The sequence below is a fragment of the Terriglobus saanensis SP1PR4 genome, from assembly GCF_000179915.2.
Taxonomy (GTDB): Bacteria; Acidobacteriota; Terriglobia; order Terriglobales; family Acidobacteriaceae; genus Terriglobus; species Terriglobus saanensis.
Map to the genome: position 1 here is coordinate 3,083,342 of NC_014963.1, position 20,079 is coordinate 3,103,420.

16 protein-coding genes are annotated in these 20,079 nt (G+C 57.8%); 13 read left to right on the forward strand and 3 right to left on the reverse strand.

Going from position 1 to position 20,079, the window contains the following annotated elements:
• Nucleotides 1–26: 26 nt before the first annotated feature.
• Entirely contained in the window at nt 27–995 is a 969-nt protein-coding gene (locus tag ACIPR4_RS12565; RefSeq protein ID WP_013569036.1) for a quinone oxidoreductase family protein, read from the reverse strand.
• Between the two features lie 88 nt (nt 996–1,083).
• Here ACIPR4_RS12565 and ACIPR4_RS12570 point away from each other — a divergent pair, with 88 nt between their 5' ends.
• The 8 genes from ACIPR4_RS12570 (at nt 1,084) to ACIPR4_RS12605 (ending at nt 13,516) form a co-directional block, all read left to right on the forward strand.
• On the forward strand, nt 1,084–1,737 hold the full coding sequence (locus ACIPR4_RS12570) for a TetR/AcrR family transcriptional regulator C-terminal domain-containing protein (protein ID WP_013569037.1): 654 nt from the start codon (nt 1,084–1,086) through the stop codon (nt 1,735–1,737).
• An 84-nt stretch (nt 1,738–1,821) separates the two neighbouring features.
• A complete protein-coding gene (locus ACIPR4_RS12575) occupies nt 1,822–2,784 on the forward strand; it encodes a DUF5996 family protein (RefSeq protein WP_013569038.1) in 963 nt (320 codons plus the stop codon).
• Nucleotides 2,785–2,936: 152 nt separating this feature from the next.
• The gene (locus ACIPR4_RS12580; RefSeq protein WP_425358321.1) at nt 2,937–4,361 is read left to right on the forward strand and encodes a protein adenylyltransferase SelO; all 1,425 of its coding nucleotides are present in this window, start codon (nt 2,937–2,939) and stop codon (nt 4,359–4,361) included.
• 234 nt (nt 4,362–4,595) lie between these two features.
• The gene (locus ACIPR4_RS12585; RefSeq protein ID WP_013569040.1) at nt 4,596–6,626 is read left to right on the forward strand and encodes a tyrosinase family protein; all 2,031 of its coding nucleotides are present in this window, start codon (nt 4,596–4,598) and stop codon (nt 6,624–6,626) included.
• Nucleotides 6,627–6,674: 48 nt separating this feature from the next.
• A complete protein-coding gene (locus tag ACIPR4_RS12590; RefSeq protein ID WP_013569041.1) occupies nt 6,675–9,416 on the forward strand; it encodes a LodA/GoxA family CTQ-dependent oxidase in 2,742 nt (913 codons plus the stop codon).
• Nucleotides 9,409–9,831, forward strand: coding sequence for a hypothetical protein (locus ACIPR4_RS12595; protein ID WP_013569042.1), 423 nt, complete (start codon nt 9,409–9,411; stop codon nt 9,829–9,831). The genes ACIPR4_RS12590 and ACIPR4_RS12595 overlap by 8 nt, the downstream gene beginning before the upstream one ends.
• Nucleotide 9,832: 1 nt before the next feature.
• Nucleotides 9,833–10,942, forward strand: a complete 1,110-nt coding sequence (locus ACIPR4_RS12600; protein ID WP_013569043.1) for a tryptophan 7-halogenase — start codon at nt 9,833–9,835, stop codon at nt 10,940–10,942.
• 390 nt (nt 10,943–11,332) lie between these two features.
• Nucleotides 11,333–13,516, forward strand: coding sequence for a multicopper oxidase family protein (locus ACIPR4_RS12605; RefSeq protein WP_013569044.1), 2,184 nt, complete (start codon nt 11,333–11,335; stop codon nt 13,514–13,516).
• Nucleotides 13,517–13,577: 61 nt separating this feature from the next.
• On the opposite strand, the gene ACIPR4_RS12610 is transcribed toward ACIPR4_RS12605, so the two are convergent.
• On the reverse strand, nt 13,578–14,606 hold the full coding sequence (locus ACIPR4_RS12610) for an acyltransferase family protein (protein ID WP_013569045.1): 1,029 nt from the start codon (nt 14,604–14,606) through the stop codon (nt 13,578–13,580).
• 221 nt (nt 14,607–14,827) lie between these two features.
• Here ACIPR4_RS12610 and ACIPR4_RS12615 point away from each other — a divergent pair, with 221 nt between their 5' ends.
• The 3 genes from ACIPR4_RS12615 to ACIPR4_RS12625 all read left to right on the forward strand — a co-directional run bounded on the left by ACIPR4_RS12615 (nt 14,828) and on the right by ACIPR4_RS12625 (nt 16,461).
• Nucleotides 14,828–15,331, forward strand: a complete 504-nt coding sequence (locus ACIPR4_RS12615) for a lipocalin family protein (protein ID WP_187290175.1) — start codon at nt 14,828–14,830, stop codon at nt 15,329–15,331.
• Nucleotides 15,332–15,457: 126 nt separating this feature from the next.
• Nucleotides 15,458–16,039 carry a biotin transporter BioY gene (locus tag ACIPR4_RS12620; RefSeq protein ID WP_013569047.1) on the forward strand — a complete coding sequence of 194 codons (582 nt, stop codon included), beginning with the start codon at nt 15,458–15,460 and terminating at the stop codon, nt 16,037–16,039.
• A complete protein-coding gene (locus tag ACIPR4_RS12625; RefSeq protein WP_013569048.1) occupies nt 16,036–16,461 on the forward strand; it encodes a DUF1284 domain-containing protein in 426 nt (141 codons plus the stop codon). Before ACIPR4_RS12620 ends, ACIPR4_RS12625 begins: the two co-directional genes overlap by 4 nt.
• A gap of 15 nt (nt 16,462–16,476) precedes the next feature.
• On the opposite strand, the gene ACIPR4_RS12630 is transcribed toward ACIPR4_RS12625, so the two are convergent.
• The gene (locus ACIPR4_RS12630) at nt 16,477–16,926 is read right to left on the reverse strand and encodes a MarR family winged helix-turn-helix transcriptional regulator (RefSeq protein WP_013569049.1); all 450 of its coding nucleotides are present in this window, start codon (nt 16,924–16,926) and stop codon (nt 16,477–16,479) included.
• 135 nt (nt 16,927–17,061) lie between these two features.
• Between ACIPR4_RS12630 and ACIPR4_RS12635 the strand changes: the two genes are divergently transcribed.
• Nucleotides 17,062–17,391: a PadR family transcriptional regulator gene (locus ACIPR4_RS12635; RefSeq protein WP_013569050.1), complete on the forward strand. Its 330-nt coding sequence runs from the start codon at nt 17,062–17,064 to the stop codon at nt 17,389–17,391.
• 27 nt (nt 17,392–17,418) lie between these two features.
• A complete protein-coding gene (locus ACIPR4_RS12640; RefSeq protein WP_013569051.1) occupies nt 17,419–20,079 on the forward strand; it encodes an ABC transporter permease in 2,661 nt (886 codons plus the stop codon).

Below are 20,079 nucleotides of genomic sequence, written 5' to 3' on the forward strand. Positions count from 1 at the left end.
CCGCACCTTTTGCCCATGGGTTTGTTCTATTTCATCGAAAAGACCACGCGAGGCTTGCCGGGAGCTTTGTCCCAGACTTCCTCTACCTTAGAGAGCGGCACGACCGTGGTCGCAATCTTCAAGCCTGCCGGCTGAACCGCGTCGAAGACATTTTTGATCGCCTGCAGTAGAACGGACTGAGGAACACTCCCCACGCCGCTTCCCATGAGCAGGATGGCCGAGGAACGGAGGGCCGCGCCCGGTAAATCAATGTTTTCTTCCCCGCTGGACCCGCCGACGTGCACGAAGCGGACGGGAGTACCGTCCTCCACAGCCTTAGCGATCGCAACGATGATGGTCTTCGCGCTCTCACCCCACAAATAATCGATAACGACATGGATCCCAGAAGCAAAGACCTTCTTCAAAGCCTCCTCGTAATCTTTTGCTCCGGACGGGTGCAGCATCCCCAGAGTGAATGGGATCACCACATCTGCTCCGAGCTGTTCCAACTCTTCCATGTTGCGGCCTGTTGCGATAACCTTGGCCGCGCCCAGGTACTTCGCCAGTTGAACGGCAAGTCTGCCTGCGGTTCCGGTTGCACCGTTGATGAGCACCGTTTCTCCAGCCACAAGGTGAGCGCGCTCCACAAGCGCCGCCCAGGCGGACATTCCGGGATTTGCGATGGCAGCCGCCGTGACGTCATTCAGAGAGTCTGGAAGTTCTATGCACCGCCTGGAGTTCACCGGGCAAAACTCTGCAAGAGCTCCGAAGGGGGCGTCCGGTAGAACGAAATAGACTCGTCTTCCATCCTGCGTTATTCCGACACCATCGGATCCAGCGACTAAGGGAAATACCCCGCCGGAGCTGTAATGCGAGCCCGATGCTCGCGATTTCGAGAAGTGGCTTAGCGCGGAAGCTCGTACTGTAATCAGTTCTTCCCCCGCCTGTGCGTTGGGTGTTTGGAAATCACCATAGACGGGCATCTTGCCCGCTGCCGTAACGATTGCTGCTTTCATAGATTCCTCCGCGGTTTCAGAATCGAACGTCGTTCAATATATCTAACACCGTTAGATATTGGATGCGCAAGCTTGCTATGCTGGATTCATGAAAATCAACCGGGAGATGGTGACACGGGCAGGGCTGAAACTGCTGAACGAGGATGGGCTGGAGCAACTGACGCTTCGTCGACTCGGCGTGGAACTCAATGTTCAGGCCGCGACGATCTACTGGCATTTCAAGAGCAAGGAGGAGTTGCTCGACGAGATGGCGACGACCGTCCTTGCGGAAGGTGCGGCAGATCTCGTGCCCGCGCGAAAATCCTCCGACTGGAGTGTTTGGGCCTCAACTTTCGGCGAAGGCCTGCGCAAGACGCTACTCACGTACCGTGATGGCGCCCGTATGGTGGCAGGAACGAGGCTTACCAATACCGAGTACCTGAAGACGACTGAAAAGATTGGAAACCGGATGCTTGCAGCTGGCTTTTCCGTGCGCGCGGCCGTCGTTCTGTTCAGCACGATCTACAACTACACGCTCAGCTTCGTCATGGAAGAGCAGGCGGTCTTCCCTACCCCGGGCCAGCGATCTCCGCGCTACTCGGTAGAAGAAAGAAACGCCCGTTTGGATCCTGCAGAGTTCCCGTTCCTTCGGCAAACCGGAACGATCTTGTTCGACCGCTACGACCGACGCTTTCGCGAAGGTCTCGCGCTCATTCTGCAAGGTGCCTCTGCCTCACAAGACAAACCGCGACAGAAAAAGTAAAGCCCTGGTGCTAACGTAGCAAGCAAAGGTTGTGACGAAATCCATCTCGGCTCAGAACTAACGTATCTCCGGGAGAAGAGACCTATGGCATCCACAGAACCCCGCACCAGCAACGAAGCCTGGCCCGCGCTGCCGCAGAGCGAATGGAGTGAAACGTGCGCGACCCTCCAGATCTGGGCTCAAATCGTGGGCAAGATCCGGCTTGCGCTGATGCCTCCGGCCAATCACACATGGAACGTCACGCTCTACCCTACCGTCCGCGGACTTACTACCTCTCCGATGTGGCAGGGAACACGCATCCTGCAGATCGATTTCGACTTCATCGATCACGTTCTTACCCTGCAAACCGACAAGGGCGACCGCCAGGACGTCCCTCTCAGGCCCATGACCGTGGCCGCCTTCTATCAGAAGGTCATAGCCGCGCTCGAAGACCTGGGAACGCCCGTACGCATCTGGCCTGTGCCAGTGGAGGTAGCGGAGCCTATACCGTTCGACGAGGATGTGACGCACAAGGCATACGACCCGGAATACGTCGAGCGCTTCTGGCGCATTCTGTTGCAGACGACAAGGGTTTTCAACACCTTCCGATCCCGGTACATCGGTAAGGTCAGTCCGATCCATCTCTTCTGGGGTGCGCTCGATCTGGCTTGCACACGCTTCTCTGGACGCAGCGCGCCGGAGCATCCCGGAGTGGTCGGCCTGCCAGACCACGTCACGCGTGATGCGTACTCCCACGAGGTGAGCAGTTGTGGCTTTTGGCCCGGAGCACCCGGCATGGAGCCCTTGTTCTACAGCTATGCCTATCCACAGCCCGAGGGATTTCCAGAGAGTGCTGTACAGCCTGCCGCAGCAAGCTTCGAAAAAGCGCTCGGCGAATTTATCCTGCCCTATGAGGACATGCGGCAGTCGGCAGATCCGGAAGAAGCGTTGCTCCAGTTTTTAGAGAGCACCTACGAGGCTGCTGCCACTACGGCGCATTGGGACCGACAGGCGCTGGAGTCACCATCCTGGCTGTCTTCCGTCAAGGGCACCAGCGAAGTGGCATGATGTGGCGGCGGCGACAACGCGAACTGCCAAGCCAAGTAAACTTAGGTATGAGTTCTCCAGCAACGCCCGTGTCCTCCGGCTCCGACCAGAACTCTGTGCATTTCCCGTTCGCAAACACCTACGCCCGTTTGCCGCAACGCTTCTACTCCCGTGTGGATCCTACGCCGGTAGCAGCTCCGCGCCTGGTGAAGATCAATATCGAACTGGCTCGTAAGCTAGGCTTGGATCCGGGTGCGCTGGCGAGCACGGAAGGCGTCGAGATTCTGGCGGGTAACCGCGTAGCGGAAGGATCCGAACCGCTGGCGATGGCCTATGCCGGACATCAGTTCGGGCACTTCGTTCCACAGCTCGGTGACGGACGCGCCAATCTGCTCGGCGAGGTGATCGGACAAGACGGTCTGCGCTACGACATTCAACTCAAAGGCTCCGGCCCCTCTGCTTTTTCACGACGCGGCGATGGCAGAGCCGCACTCGGTCCCGTATTACGCGAATACATCGTCAGCGAGGCCATGGCGGCGATGGGCGTGCCGACCACCCGCGCCCTGGCTGCAGTGACCACAGGCGAGCAGGTCTTCCGCGAAACGATCTTACCCGGAGCCGTACTCACCCGTGTCGCAGCGAGCCATCTCCGCGTAGGCACCTTTCAGTACTTCGCCGCACAGGGAGATACCGAAGGAATCCAAACACTCGCGGACTACGCGATCGCACGGCATTACCCTGAAGCTGCACAGAGAGAAAAGCCCTACCGCGCCCTGCTGGACGGCGTGATCGCCCGGCATGCGTACCTGATGGCCCAGTGGATGCTTCTTGGCTTTATCCATGGCGTAATGAATACCGACAATACCTCTATCTCCGGGGAGACCATCGACTACGGCCCGTGCGCTTTCATGGAAGCATACGATCCGGCCAAGGTGTTCAGCTCCATCGACCATCGAGGACGCTACGCCTATGGCAACCAGCCGCACGCCGCACACTGGAACCTGACCCGTCTCGCCGAAACACTGCTGCCGCTTCTACAGCGGGAGGAAGGAAGCGAAGAGGCTGCAACGGCCTCGGCCTGGGCAGCGCTCGAGGCCTTCGGGTCGCAGTTTGAAGCGGCCCAGGCGGCTGGCTTACGACGCAAGCTCGGCCTCTTTACTGAACGAGAAGGCGATGCGGTCCTCGCGCAGGACCTGATGGATCGTATGGCCGCCAACAGCGCCGACTTTACGCTCACCTTCCGTCGGCTCAGCGATGCCGTCGCGGGGCCGGAGGGTGACGCGGGAGTGCGTACGCTCTTCGCCGACCCAAGCGCTTACGACTCATGGGCCAACACGTGGCGAAATCGTTTGAAAGAAGAAGATGTCTCGGGACAGGAGCGCGCCAAGAGTATGCGACTGGCTAGTCCTGCATTCATCCCGCGCAATCACAGGATGGAAGCCGTGATTGAAGCCGCAGTCCTTCGACAGGACTTCCAACCATTTGAAGAGTTGCTCGATGTCGTTTCACGTCCGTACGAAGACCGCCCGGAGTTCGAGCGGTATGCCACGCCAGCCCTACCGGAAGAGTGCGTGAGCCAAACCTTCTGCGGCACGTAAAGGTGAACGCGTAGCCGCAGTGTCCCTACCGAACTTTGGCAAGATAGAAATCAATTGCCATGCGCCACATTTCTATTGACTGCTCACAGGTCGCACCCTATAGTGGCTCGACGAACCTGTAGAGTTCTTTCGCGTTCGGGCCCACCTTCTGCATATCTCCCCTCTGTCATCTTCTTTTCCGATTCTGAATTCCCGCGCTCGCTTGTGCGTTGTCAGAAATCTGTCGAGGTGTATATGCCGGTGGCCAGCTCTTCTCTTTCGTTCCACGATGTCCAAGCCCTTCTCAAAAAAGCCGCGAACGATCAGATATCCGCCTTCGCCGGTCTTCCGCTCAGTGAGTTCTCTCGCGAGGAGTTCCTGACCGCGAAGATTTTGGGACTTCCTCTCGTCACGCTACCTGCTAAAGGCGGTTGCTGCTCAGGCAAAACGGCTCCGTCTGCTTCCGATTCCGTCCTGTTATTGGGCCTGCGCGGCCAAGCACCCTTCGACGGCTCGCAGTTTCCACGGCTTCCCCTGGGACAACCGCCGATGGCAGACGAGGACATTGACGCAATCGAGCGATGGATTCTGGAAGGCGCTCCGGAGAGCGCTCCAGCACATGCAAGCTATCCCCTTCCCGACAGCGATTGGACCCACCAGACCAACATGGAGGTGGTAGAGGTCGAAGCCTGCGACGATGCCCTGCAGGCCTTTGCTGAATATGACGGCGAGAGCAACGAATACCGCTACCAGAACGGAGAGCTGCGCCAGCGCGTCAACATCGATTGCATGACAGAAGCGCAACTTGCGCGACTGCGTGAGGCTTTCGCACACCTTTATGCCTTGAACGACTGGGCGGAGGATGCGCGCAGTTACAACAATGTCGCACTCATCCACCAGAACCATTGCCAGCATGGATGGGAACGCTTTCTGCCATGGCATCGCGTTTATCTGTACGAGATGGAGCAGGTCATCCAGGAGTTCTATCCTGACGTCACGCTGCCGTACTGGGACTGGACGATGCCGCAATATCGGCCAGCGCAGCCGGACAAGGGTGAGATCATCCCACCCGCACTGCAGGCTTTTCTCACGAAGGCTTCGCTACCGTATTTGCACTCAAACGGCATCCCGACGGGAGCACTACAGCCCATCGTGGACCAGCGCTTCGCTTCACAACAGAGCTTCTTTACCGCAGTAAGTCAACTCATCGGCCCAATCTACTGCGTTGGAAAGTATCGAGAAAGCTTTCTGGATGCTCTGCTCGCTGCCAATCCGCTCTGGTATCCCCTGCGGTATCCCGGCGAATTTGCTGGCTCCACAATCAACAAGACCATCCACTATCACTACCCCACAGCGGACGACATGGCGCAGATCATGAGCCTGCGCACGTTCCGCGACTTCGGAGGTGGCAGCTTTTACGATGACGCCTTCGGCTTCATGGACCAGAATCCGCACAACACCATGCATATCTGGACTGGCGGCATGAATCCGCAGTTTGACCAGCAGCAACCACTCTCCCTGCTGGGGAAGAGCGATCGCAACCGCGGCGTAAAAGTGGCTGGCCGCGCCTTCCATCGCAAGTCGGATCTCTACTCTCAGCCGCAGTTCGGCGATATGTTCAGCAACCTCACAGCTTCCTACGATCCGGTCTTCTGGCCGATCCATGTGAACATCGATCGCCTGTGGCATGAGTGGCAGTTGCTTAATCCCCACTCGAATCCCGTGGATCTCGATTCAGTTCTTACGCCGTGGAGTTACACCGTACGCGACACGCTGGAGATGAAGCGATTCGGATACGAATATATGCGCAGCTCCTGCCTACTGCCCGTGGGAGCAGCTTCGCCTGTAGCACGTTTCACTTCACGTTCCATCCCCGTCGCGGAAGGTACGCGTACCGCGTTCCGTACCGCAGAGATCCGTCTGCACCGCGTTCCGCAGTTGCCACGCTCCTGCTTTGTGCGTGTGTTCCTGAACCTGCCCGACGCAAACGCAAACACGCCGATGGAAGACGTTCATTACGCCGGATACTTCGCGATCTTCGGGCACGGCGATTGCATAGGAGGCCCCGGTCACTGCGCCGTTCCCGTGCGTGGAAAGTATGATCTGCGGCCTCGTAGCCACAACACACCGCGCAACCATCGCGTGGATGTGACGAAGACAGCGCGCAGCCTCTTCGATGCGGGCGCCACCGAGATCAGCATCACGCTGGTGGTGATTGGGGCCGACTACGAAGAGGAACGCGAACTCTTCCGGCTCGACGGCGTGTCTCTCAACTTTCTGGATTAGTCCGTAGCAGAGATCGCCGATGGTGTGCCATCGCAAAGGAGTGGATTCGTGAGCGACAAGCAGTCAATTCCCATTTACAAGATTCACCCCGGCATCGGTATCGCACGCCTGGGAAATAGCCCGGATGAGTTCTGCATCTCTCCGGAGACGCCCGCGTCACTTCCCATCGCATGCGACGCGCAAGGTAATCCTTCCGTTACGGCGGACGGCTCAGGCCCGGTGCGTATCGATCTGTTCAAGGATATTCGAGGGCGCATTAAGCGCCAGGCCGCGCGCTTCCAGGTGTATGTCTACGACGACGCGAGTCCGGAGGGCCGCCCGCTCAGGATCGGCGACACAATTGAAGGAGGCGGCAATCGTGGCGTCCTGAGCAACATTCAGTGGCGCGTCTATCTGGCCAACAAGAAAAGCGCCTGGTACGAGTTTCAACAGCTCGAAGGCGAACATGGCTACCTTCCTGGCCATCCGCTGCGTAACGCGGACATCACGGACCCGAACGCGCGTCAGCGCTTGATCATAGATGCTGGCCCCCAGATCGTCGACCTTCAGGGCAAGCGCCGAGCCGCGTTCAATCGTTACGCTGGCGATACCTACGCGACCACCTTTCCACCAGAGGATTTACAGCCGAGCGCCATTCACACGCTGGGCGAGATCCTTACCGACAATGAGGGCCGCCTCCTGGTGCTCGGTGGCCACGGCTACTCCGGAAGCTTTAACACCGGTTTTGGCGAACCGCGCATCAACACCTACGCCAACAACGACGGCTGGTTTGACGACACCTCCGACGGCCCCGTCCATGCACGTCTCTTCATGTACTCGGAGGAGGTCGCACGCACGCGCTACATCGATGTCGAATATCCGTCGTGGGTGATCGCGGGATATCCGGCCTACGTTCCCCAGGTTCTCGACATGGTCACGCTGGACGACGTGATGCAGGACATGGCAGTCACACAGTTTGCTACATGCACTCACCTCTACGGCAAGGCTGGCACGTTCAACGACCCACAACACATTGCTCCTTCCGACACCGGAGAGCTTGCTCTTTGGAAGGCCTCAGACCTACGCTGGAATCCCACCTACAAGCCCTGGTTCTATCGCGACATCTGGAGCATCCTCTTCCGCGCCGACGAGTACACCTATCTGACCAACGTGCTCGCCGGCTCTAACTACCCGCATAACCAATCGCCGCGCGGAAACTTCGATCCCGACAAGCTTTCGATCCCTCCGAAGTTGAACGAAAAATCCTATGTACGGGCCAGCCAATCGGCGGTGGAAGCAAACAACTCCGGCGCGCTCTTCTTCGAAGCGATGGACGCAGGCCTGGACCTGATGGATCAACAAGCCGTCAACTCTCGCAAAGAACGGGAAGGCTTCCGGCTCATGGCCGTGGTCAAGAAGGCTTCGTCGCGAGAAGAGTTACTGGCAGCCCTGCAGCACTTTGCCGAAGTCACGTGCGGCAGTATCCCGCCCACCGAAGTCGATCCCTACCTCGCGCACTGGAAGCTTCTGTATGCGCAGTCGAAGGAGGCAGAGACGGATCCGGGCGAGGCTTATCGTGAAGCGCGCGACCGTCTCGAAACAGCCATCCACAACTTCGCCGAGGAACTCACACCTCCGCGTGCGTTAGTTGCCGCGGAAAACCCTGCAGCCTCGCTTACCGCCACCACACCACCATCGCAGCAGGCCGTCTCTCCTCATCGCGCAATTCTCACTCTGCTGGATCGGCTCTCCAGCCAATTCCGCTCGGGCACACTTCTGGCGGACGCTCTCGCGCGCGCGCGCGCCGAAAACACCGCCGACCCCTTCCGCGCTTATCGCACGTATCTCTACGACCTGTTGCGCAAGACCGGGGAAGAGAATGTCTTCCGCGTCGAAACCAAACCCTCTAGCCGGGTGCATCATCTTCCGCTGATGCCGCTGCTCAGCGGCGATAATCCCATCTCGAACAACCTGCCGTCCAAATTCCTTTGCCTGACGGATTTCCAACTTTATCTGCTGAAGCAGTGGGGAGAAGGAAACTTCTACAACGAGATCCTCGAAGGTTGGGTTCCAGCTTCGGAGATCGATCCATGGCAGCCTTACTTGAACCTGCAGGCAAAGACGGGTCTGGAGCTCGATCGCTACGTTATCTCCAATCTTGCGGGAGGCGCATTCTGTCCCGGCGCTGAAGTGGGTTGGATCATGCGCAACCCTTCCATCTATGTAGAGCCCTACCGTATCAAGGCCGACCCACTCTTCTCTAGCTTCCGCCAGACTGCGGCGAATGAGAACCAGATCGGCGTCACCGAGGTGAACTACAGCGCGTACATCGACCAACCGCTCAGTCAGGCCAGCGACTACAGGAAGGGACTGCAGCCCGGCGACCTGACCAAGATGATGGCGCTCCCCTGGCAGGCCGACTTCAACGAATGCTCGACCCAGGAGATCAACGTCTCCTATGAACTCTTCAACCAGATCAATCCCGACAGCGAGCAGGACTTCTGGCTGCAGCGCGAGAACCAGGTATGGGAGACGCTCTGGTGGCCAGCGCATCGTCCGATGCAAGCCTATGAATTCATTCCCGGCACAGAGAGCAACCCGGCATTCCAGATTGTGAATTGGGCCTGGGGCATTCCGCAGACCAACGCGGGAGACCTGAAGATGGTCACCGAGTGGTCTCGGTTGGGCTTCCTTATACGCAACTTCTATATCCCGCAGGCGGAGTTGAACGTGCCGTCTCCGGCAAACCCCAAATACATCAGCGTTGAACGCAACACCCTGGAAAAACGAGAAGGAGAAAGCGATGAGTAAGAATCCATGGGTCGGAAGTTGGACCTACCGTAGTCTCTTGAACGATCCGGATGGTTCAGTGGACTTCGACAAACTTGAATTTGGCGAAGGCACCATCGTCATTCATGATGACAACGCCAGCGAACTGCTTACAGGCACCATTGGTGGCCCGGGCTGGTCTCTCACGCTGCATGGCTCACGCGCCTACGGATCTCCCTCGCAGGTCCGGTTCGAAGGCAAAGGTCTCGTGGGCGGAGAGCTCTGGATCTATGACTATATCGGTTGGCTGGTGCCCGTCTGGCCCAATAGTACCGAACAACTGCAACGTACCGCGTTTGTAGGATCAGTCGTACGGACCATCCCTCACTCCAATGGCAACGGCGGCACCGCACCCGCAGGCGTGGTTGCGTCGTTCTATGCGGTCAAGGTGGATTAGCGTGCTGCATCCCATCTATGACGTCGCTGTGCTGGGTGGCGGCCCCGCGGGCTGTGCCTGCGCGCTCTCTCTGCGACAGTGCTGGCCCCACCTGACTGTTGCCGTCGTAGAGGCATCGCAGTACGACACACCGCGTGCTGGCGAGATACTGGCACCGCAGGCTATGCCTCTGCTTCACCGATTGCGTGTCGACGCAACCAAGGATGCCCAAACGCTTGTGGCCCAAAGTATAGCCTTGTCCTGGGGAGACCCCACACTCTCCGAACACCATCATCTCTTCTCCGCACACGGATTCGGTCTTCACCTGGACCGCCGCGCCTTCGACCGCCATCTCGCTCAAGCCGCAGAGAAGCAGGGAGCGACTTTGCTTCAGGGAACAACCTTTCGCGCGGCCCATCGTGATACCGGGACATGGACGATGGATCTTCGTGGAGCAGAGAACCTTCGTTCGCGCTTCGTTGTCGATGCAACTGGCCGCAACGCCGTCTTTGCTCGCTCGCAGCGCGTCAGAAGCGATCTCTTCGACCGATTGACTGCCTACAGTCTCACCACGCAAATGCGGGTTGAAGTAGCCCAGACCATGATCGTCGAAGCCTGCGCGCTTGGCTGGTGGTACACCGCACCTCTTCCCAGCGGCCATCGGATCATCAGCCTGCTAACAGATGTGGACCTGGCCCGCGCTGCCGGTTTGCCCGCGCGCGCGGTTTGGGAGCAGCATCTGGCGCAGACACGGCATCTCGCCATGCTGCATACCGAAACGCTCACAAAAACCTTGCAAGTCGTCCCGGCATTCACCACCGTACTGCATTGCGCGGGGAGCACAGGGTGGGTCGCTGCAGGCGATGCCGTCGCAAGCTATGACCCTCTCGCAGGTCAAGGAATCACCAAAGCATTGCACACCGGAATCCTCGCCTCCTACGTCGCCGCGGAGAGCCTGATGGGCCGCGAACCCGAAGCAAAGGCGCGCTATGAAGCTATGCTGAGAGCGAATCTGGCGGGGTATCGCCACATGCACCGTACTCATTACGCGCGCGAGAAGCGCTGGGCCGATCAGCCCTTTTGGCAGCGACGTCATTCGCCCCCCGCCCGTTTGCGAGAGGTCGCCGCATGAAAACGTCACAGCACTCGCCGAAAGGTACGCGCTCCGGCCTCTTTGCCATGGCGCTTGTGCCCAAGCTCGGATGTCCGCTCTGCTGGCCTGCTCTGGGCGCGCTTTGCAGCGTTCTGGGAGTGCGCCTCGCAACCCTCGATTGGGTACTCCTTTTAGTCAATACCGCCGCACTTCTGTTTGCACTGAAGCTGAACATGCAAGAACGGTGTGGCGCAGCGGCGACGGCAGCAGTCGCGGCTTTGTCCGCGGCGCTGTCGTATCGCCTTGGAGCCGGTTTGGCTCTTAGTCTTTGCACGGGCCCCCTGATTGCGATGATCCCGCTTCTGATGCGACGTCTCGCATGCCACTCCACACCTTCCACCTCAACCGCTTCACCTCAAAGGAAGCCCCATGCGCATTCGAATCAACATTGCTTGCCTGCTTGCCTTCTCTGCGCTTACCCTTCCCGTTCCGCCGCTCATGGCGCAGAAACCTCCAGTCGTGCACAACTTCCAGCAGCCGCCTTTGCTGACGGAAGTTCTACCCAACGCACCAGCGACAAAGTTTCTTCGCCTCAGCACATCCGCCTTCAAGTCCACCTGTAATCCCAACGGCAACGTCAAACGTGTCGGCGCCGAGGTCTACGCCACGCTTCATTACGTGCTCGGGAAGTTCACCATCAATAATCCGGACCCCGACGATCCCGAAGGTGGTGAAGACCCGGTTGAACTGCGTTCGTACGGCGGATGCAACTCCGGTCCCACGCTGGAAGTGCTGCCGGGGAATACCCTGCACATCAACCTCATTAACGACCTCAGCAAGGTCGATCCATCGTGCGAAGTACCCTCCCCTGACGGTCTGGCTCTGCCTCCCGGCGTCGGCTGCTTCAACACGATGAACATCCACACGCACGGTCTGCATATCTCGCCTACCGGCAACAGCGACAATGTGCTCCTGAGCATCGCACCGAAGACCGAATTCCCGTACGAGTTCAACATTCCCAATGACCATCCCGCTGGCACGTTCTGGTATCACTCGCATCGTCACGGATCGACGGCGACCCAGGTAGCGAGCGGCGCCTCCGGCATTCTCGTGGTGCGTGGCAATCGTCCCTATGTTCCGCCTACGCCCGATGATCCGCACCCGCTGGCGGATATCGACACCATCTTGCACGACAGCAGCGGAACTCCCACGCCAGAGAAACTCTTCCTCCTGCAGCAGATCCCTTACGCTTGCTTCCAAAACATACCGGACCAGAAAGGCGGCCCGTGGCAGGCGATCTTCACCACCAAAGGCCTCTATACGGTCGCGAGCACCGATCCCAACGGTCCGTTGAACGCTCCCTGGATCTGCCCCAAACCCACTCCACAGAATCACGCGACCATAGGCGCAATCGAAAACTTCAATCTGCAGATGTTCTCTTCCAGCATCTGGGACACCAACGGCCGTTTCACCACGGTGAATGGCGTCGTGCAGCCGACTGTTACTCTTCCCGCCGGAGAGATCCAACGCTGGAGGTTTGTTCACGCTGGCATTCACGACACCATAAATCTTCAGGTAGTGCGCGCCTCTCTGCCCCGCGTAGGAGCCAACCTGGTCGCCACCTCTGCGTTACTGGGCAACCGGCTTCAGCAGAAATCCGCAGTACAACAACTTTGTGTCGCCACTCCGACGACACTCATCCCGCAGTTTGAGATTGCCGTAGATGGTTTGACCCGCAAGCACTTGGAAAAGGTCGGTGACGGTGGCGACAACGAATCCAATTACATGCAGCCCGGCTATCGTAGCGATATTCTGCTCGTCTTTGCTCAGGATGGTGATTACTGCCTGCTCGATCAGGCCGCGCCTCCCTCGCAACGCGTCAACCCCGCAACAGGCACTGGCGGTGGACAGGGACCCTCCACACCACAACTGCTTGCTTACATTCATGTTCGCGGCGGCAGAGCCGTTGCAGGAGATCTGCAAGAGTACATCGAAAAGTCTCTGGCGGCTGCGAATCCTCAACTGCCGCAGAGCGTCCGCGACGGTTTACTCAAGGGCAACCTCTCACCCTGGGCTCCGTTCCTTGAACTCCCCGCACCGCACAGCGACCTTCAAAAGGCGGGCTTCTCCATCGCATTTCCTAAATTTATGGTGAACAATGCCGTCTATGACCCCGACGTCGTAAACATCACGCGACAGGTCAACACCTCCGACGACTGGCTTCTCACCGCCGAAGGAGAGCCCCACATCTTCCATATTCACGTGAACCCGTTCGAGATCATGGACGTCACGTATCTGGAGGCGAATGGACAGCAGGTCTCAATCTACGATAAAAGCGGTCACTGCCGCACAGACCTTCCGATCGATAAACAGGAGATGCAGAAGCAGTACTGCAGCATGTACCACGTCTTACGCGACACGGTCTTCGTCGAGAATGGCTACCAGGTGCACGCTCGCACCTTCTACGACCGCTACATCGGTGAATTTGTGATCCACTGCCACATTCTGGATCACGAAGACGCTGGCATGATGCTCAACATCGAAATCGTTCCAGACCTCAACGCTCCCGGCCATGGTTTGGGCATGGATGTGATGCACGCACACAATCCCTGATCCTTTGCTAGGAGGGCATGCCGCAAGCATGCCCTCTCACTCAGCACAATGCCTGTATTTCTTATCGAGAGATTGACTCGTGCGCCCCGGTTGAGATAATCGGCTTTTCGATGAAGTGCCATGACAGAGCTGCATAGGCTGTAGAGATCATAAAAGCGATCAAAGTAGTCTTGACCGTGAAGTTTCCAAACCGCGGGACGAGGACATCGATCACCAGTTCATGGATGAGATACATCGAATAGCTAATACGTCCGATGTACTTCAGTGGCGTCCACTCTAAAATGCCAACCTTCCATCCACTCAACGCCCACAGAAAAACACCAAGACAAATCACCAGGGACCATTCGTAGATGAGCAAATTGCTCCACCGCGTGTTCGAGGCCTGATAGAGGTGGGCAAACTTCTGAGTCAGTTCAAATCCGGCAAATCCAAGCGCGGCAAGCACAAGGCCATAGCGACCCCAGACTTCCACGACCTGCCTGCGTTTACGCCAGACAATCGCCACCAAAGCGCCCGATGCGAGCAGGTCCATCCGAAAGGGTGTTCCGGTATAGATGGGCAGTGTGTCGAGGAAGAGCGGCGTGCATACAACGCGCAGAACAGGAGCGAGTACGATCAAGAAAACGGCGCATCTGGCGACCCACACTTCTTTGCAGAAAAATATCACGAAGGGCCATACGAAATAGAACTGCTCCTCCACTGCGAGGGACCAGAGTGGCCCGAGTGCTTCTGGTTGAGGCAGGTTCAACATCTGAAAAAAGTTTGTAGCGCCGAAGTACATATACCAGTATCGATACCACCATGTACCGAATACGGCAGAAGCCACCAGCAGAAGCAAAAGATAAGGTGGGAGGATCCGACGGACTCTTTTGCCGTAGAACGAGGCAAAGTAAGAGGACATCCGGTCCTTCTTCTTACTCAGCAGGATGCCAGTAATCAGAAAGCCCGACAGGATGAAAAAGAGGTCCACACCCATCCAGGTGGATTTGTACCCCATGGAGTGATGTAGAAATACGGCCAGGATCGCGCAGGCTCTCAGTCCATCAAGCTGCCCTATTCTCTTTTGCGTCGGCGGTGTCACTGGTGTCACTATAATTCACCCCACCTCCTTGCAGGTGACGGGCAGACGCTCAAATAGCACGGATGTAACAGCATTGAATATTCTGATTTCAACAGAATCGGTGACCTCGCGGTTCTGTACCCAATGACAGGGCAAGAAGATCTTCAGGCGATGCGGGCGACCCCAGCAGAGTCACCCGCATCTTTCTTTAGATGCTCAAGCAGATGCGGGAAACTATCGGAATTGGCTTCATGTGTCTTTCCCTGCTGGCCTTACCTTCGGCGATACAGAGCCAAACCGTCACGCCGGTTCCCAAACTGGATCTGTATAAATTCACCGGCACCTGGTACGAGATCGCTCGGTATCCCAACAAGCGTCAGAAGCACTGCACAAGCGACGCCACCATTCTGATCGCGAAGGGCGACAAGACAGACCATATTCAGATTGTGAGTTCCTGCGAAACAAAGACTCCGTACGCGGATGTGAAAAACGGAACGGGAAAGGCGCAGGACAAAAGCGGCGACGGCAAGCTGAAGGTGAGCTATATGTGGCCGTTCACTTCAAAGTATTGGGTTTTAGGCTACGGAGAAAACTACAGTTGGCTGCTCATCGGCAGTCCCAACCACAAGAATCTATGGATACTTTCCAAGACGCCTTCTTTGAAACCGGAACTCCTCTCCGAAATCCAAGCCAGGGCAACAGCAGAGGGCTTTAGTTTGGCGAAACTCGTGATAACCCGGCAGACCGCCCGGTAAGCCTTTCTTGTGGTTTAGCAGCTAAATTATTTAGATCAATACAAAACTTCCGGGGTACTGGTTGAACCCAGTGATAAAAAGGACAGAGGCTGGCGTATTGTCTCTTTGCCACCCTGGAGGCCGCCCTTGTATCAGGCAACAACTTATCCTCAAACGTCATTCAAGACTCATCCCCTTCTCAGCAACACGGCTCTCCGGGTCGCCCTGGGAACGCTGGTTCTCGCAGCCTCTTCCTGGACATCCATTCCCCTGAGTCCCATTCCGATCACCATGCAGACGTATGCCGTGATCGTCCTTGGCGCTCTCTTCGGAGCCCGCGTCGGCTTAATCACCGTGATGGCGTGGCTAGCCGAAGCCGCCACAGGCTTGCCCGTTCTTGCCCACGGCGCGGCGGGTGTGCACGCTCTGCTTGGACCCTCCGCCGGTTACATCGTGAGCTTTCCCGTCATCGCCGTGTTTGTTGGCTGGCTCTCCGATCGCAAAATGGATCGCGGCGTCGCGGCCTGCTTCCTCTCGATGCTCGCAGCCAACGCGATTAACCTCGGACTTGGCGTTCTGTGGCTGTCCACCCTGTTCGGCACACATCGCGCCTTTCTGGTTGGCTTCGCTCCCTTCTGGGTCGGAGCTTTGATCAAGGCCGCTCTCGCGACCTGCACTCTTACCCTCATTCGCAGCAGACGCTCCATGTCAGACCAAGCCCCAAAATGACGATAAAACTCCGGGCGCACCATCTGCTTTGCATGCTCACCTTCGTAGGCGAGGGGTACACCCCCGCCTTCGTGAGCAATTTTGAAGAGGTGATCTGGAGCATTAAACGCGGCGAAGCCCTGGTCAAGATCGTTCAGGGCCCCGACGATCTCTGCTCCCCACTCTTCAAGGAAGCAGTCTGTCACTGCCATGATCCCAGTGTGCTCTTACGCGATGAACGGGCAGCAGCAGATCTCGGAGTTCTTCTGGAGCTTGCGATCGGGCCAGGGGAATCATTGCTCCTGACAGAAGACGTGCTGCAGACTCTGCGCCGGTCCTTTGCAGACGGAACGATTCGCAGCGCGTGCCTCGACTGTCAATGGAAGCCTCTCTGCGACACTGTCGCGGAACGCAGCTTCCACGGAACGCGGCTCCTGCAGTGAGTTCCGGCCTGGCTCTCAATGCTGAGAAGATATTGCAAGCTCGTCGAGTGCACGCATCACGGTGAGCGCTTCCTTGAGAGCCGCCTTCCCCACCTTCTTTTCGAAATCCTTTTGCATCTTGTCGAACGCCGCGATCACACGCATTGCGCATTTCTTCCCGGTTGGCTTCAGCGTCAGCAGGTACGCCCGCGCATCTGCGGGATCGATCTTCCTCTGCACCAGGCCCTTCCCTTCCAGAGAGGAGAGGCTATGGCTGATATTTCCTCGCGTCGTCGAGAAGGCCTCCGCCAGCTGCGATGGCTTGACCTGTCGCGGCGCCTCGAAAAGAATCGTCGCCAGGACCAGACCCTCCAGAAAGTTCAGGTCATCCACTATAAAGGCGCGGGTTGCCAGCGCCTCGAAACTGCGCGCGGTCCGGTTGACGGCAAACATAGGACTCTCTTGCAGGAAAGCGTCGATCCGCATCGTATTCACCTCAATAGTTTAGTGCCCGCAAGTTCCCAAAAAAAATCGGGAACTTTCTTCATTTCCCCTACGTACTCCTCTTGGTGGACTAGTGGAGAGAGGCCAACCTCTAGTTGATCTACAGGAGAGAAGCTTATGCCCGAGCAACAAAGTGAACTGGTCCAGGGGACGCTGGAGATGCTGGTATTGAAAACGCTGGCCTTGCAGCCAATGCACGGATACGGCATCGCCCTCAGGATTGAGCAGATCAGCGACGGCGTCTTTCGCGTCAATCCAGGCTCACTCTTCCCTGCGCTCAGCCGGATGGAACGCGCGGGCAGGATCAAGGCGGACTGGCGTGCAACCGAGAACAATCGCAAAGCGAAGTATTACCTGCTGACTGATCGCGGGCGTAAGGCCCTGAAGTCGGAGACGGCATCGTGGGAGCGCCAACTTGGCGCAATCAACAAGATTCTTGAAGCGTAGATCCGGAAGATGAGCGGAGGCATGGGTATGAACGTTCTGCGAAGTTTGATCGACGGCATAAAGGCGCTCTTGCACAGAGGGCAACGCAACGGCGAACTTGATGAAGAATTGCGTGGCTACATCGAAGCCGCTGCGGAAGAAAAGGTGAGGCGAGGTATGAGTTACCGCGACGCCATCAGCGCGGCACGCGCCGAAGTAGGCAACGTCGAAACGGTCAAGCATAAGGTCTGGGCGACCGGTTGGGAGTCCGCTGCGGAGTCCTTGTGGCGCGACATTGCTTACACCATTCGCCGGCTCATACGTTCTCCGGGATTGGTCTTCGCTGTGGTGGTTTCGATCGGGCTGGGCATTGCGGCGAACGCCACGATCTTTTCCATTGTGAGCAAGTTTGTCTTGAGCCCCGCGCCCGTTGGCGATCCGAAGACTTTGACCACCATCTACATGGTCCATGATGGCGACCAGTGCTGCAACAACCTGTCCTATCCGATCTTTGAAGATATTCGCGAGCAGGCAAAGTCATTTACAGGCGTCTCGGCGTACTTCGAGCTTGTGTCGGCCTCCATCAGCGGAGGAAGCGATCCAGAGCGCGTTTGGGGACAGGCCGCCACTGCGAACTACTTTGACGTGGCCCAACTGAATATGCCGCTCGGTCGTGGATTTACGAGCACAGAAGAAAAGGCTCCCGTGATCGTACTCGGCTATCGCCTGTGGCAACGCCGCTTCGGCGGAGATCCGACCATTGCAGGCAAAACCATCAGCTTCTCAGGCCATGTCTACACGGTAACTGGGGTAGCGCCCAAGGGTTTCCGCGGTCTCGATCAGATTCTGGATCCGCAGTTCTGGGTTCCGCTGGGCAAGCTGCCGGAACTGATGGCAAACTCACCAAAGCCCGAATCACGCGATAGTCATTGGTTACGCGCAGGAGCGCGACTGAAGCCCGACGTAACCGAGGCGCAAGCCATAGCTGAGCTCCATATTGTGGCACAACGATTCGCACAGACCCACTCCGCCACGGACAAAGGTATCGATTTTCACCTCGAGCCCGCTGGATCGCTTCCCCCTCGCGATGGCAAGGCGATCAAGCTCTTCCTTGCCGCACTTTCCGTAGTCGTTCTCTTAGTGCTCTGCATTGCTTGCGCGAATGTTGCGAATCTATTACTCGCCCGTGGAGCGCAGCGGCAACGGGAGATGGCCATACGGTTGGCCATGGGAGGCACGCGCGCACAGCTATTGCGGCAGATGCTCTTCGAAAGTGTTGTGCTGGCCATCGGTGGCGGCGTGGCTGGAGTCCTCCTCTCCCTATGGGCCACCTACGCTCTCTCTTCCTTCCGTCTTCCGGTACCGATCCCTGTAGACCTCGGCGTGAGCGTGGATTGGAGAGTGCTTCTCTACACGTTTGTCCTGAGCATCACTGCGGGGATCGTCTGCGGATTTATCCCGGCATGGCGTGGTTCGCGGCCCTTGATGCCAAACGCGCTGAAAGGCGAAGATGCCCTGGCTAGACCGGGACATCGCTGGACGCTGCGCAACGTGCTGGTTGTAGCGCAGATCACATTGTCCCTGGTGCTGTTGTGTGCAGCAGGGCTCTTCTTTCGCAGCCTGCAGAGTGCAGCGAAGATTGAGACCGGCTTCCGATCCCGCGGTTTGGTGATGCTCTCCATCGACCCGCAGGTGCACGGATATACTCCCATCCGCATAGTCCAGCTTCTCAACGCAATCCGATCGCGCGTTCTGGCCCTGCCCGGCGTGTCGATCGCTGCGACGACTGATGGTTTGCCTCTCTCCGGAGGAAACCGCAGCGATGGCCTGGCCGCCGTGGGCGAGCCGAAGCCGATCGGCGAGAACATGGTGGAACTCTATATGGCAAGCTCTGGCTACTTTGAGACACTCGGTATTCCACGCGTCGCAGGCCGAGACTTCGGCGATGAAAACCCCACCGCGCCTAAGGTCGCCATCGTGAATGAAGAGTTGGTGCGCAGGTTCTATCAAGGCAAGAATCCCATCGGAAAAACCATCCGCGATGGAGAGGTTCACTACGAGATCATTGGCGTAGTGAAAGACACCAAGTCGCGCACGATTGGCGAAGAGCAGCGGCCCGTTCTCTACCGTTCCATCAACCAGTCCATCGCCGGCGATCCGCCGTTTGCGGGCTATTCGATCATGGCTCGTTTTGATGGCGACTCCTCTACGCTGGTCGCGGCGATGCGTCGCGAGATCCAGGCATTGGATCCAACGCTCGCCATCTTCAATATGCAGACAATGGAAGAACATCTCCGCGATGCTCTCTTCTTGCCGCGCTTCGTCAGCACGCTCTTCGGCATCTTCGGAACAGTAGGTGTGCTTCTGGCTTCGGTAGGGCTCTACGGCGTGATGAACTATGCCGTCAGCCGACGCACGCAGGAGATCGGCATCCGTATGGCACTGGGCGCGGAAAGGGGTGCGGTACAGCGGCTGATCGTACGCGATGGGATGCGGCTGGCCATACTCTCAGTAGTGCTAGGCGTTCCAGCCGCTCTGGCGCTGGCAAAACTGTCCACAAGCATTCTGTATGGCACTCGCCCGTACGACCTGGTGACGTTCCTCACGGTACCGCTCCTGCTGCTGGCCGTTGCTCTACTGGCGTGCTGGATTCCCTCGCGACGCGCCTCAAGAGTCGATCCCATCCAGGCACTGCGCATGGACGGATGA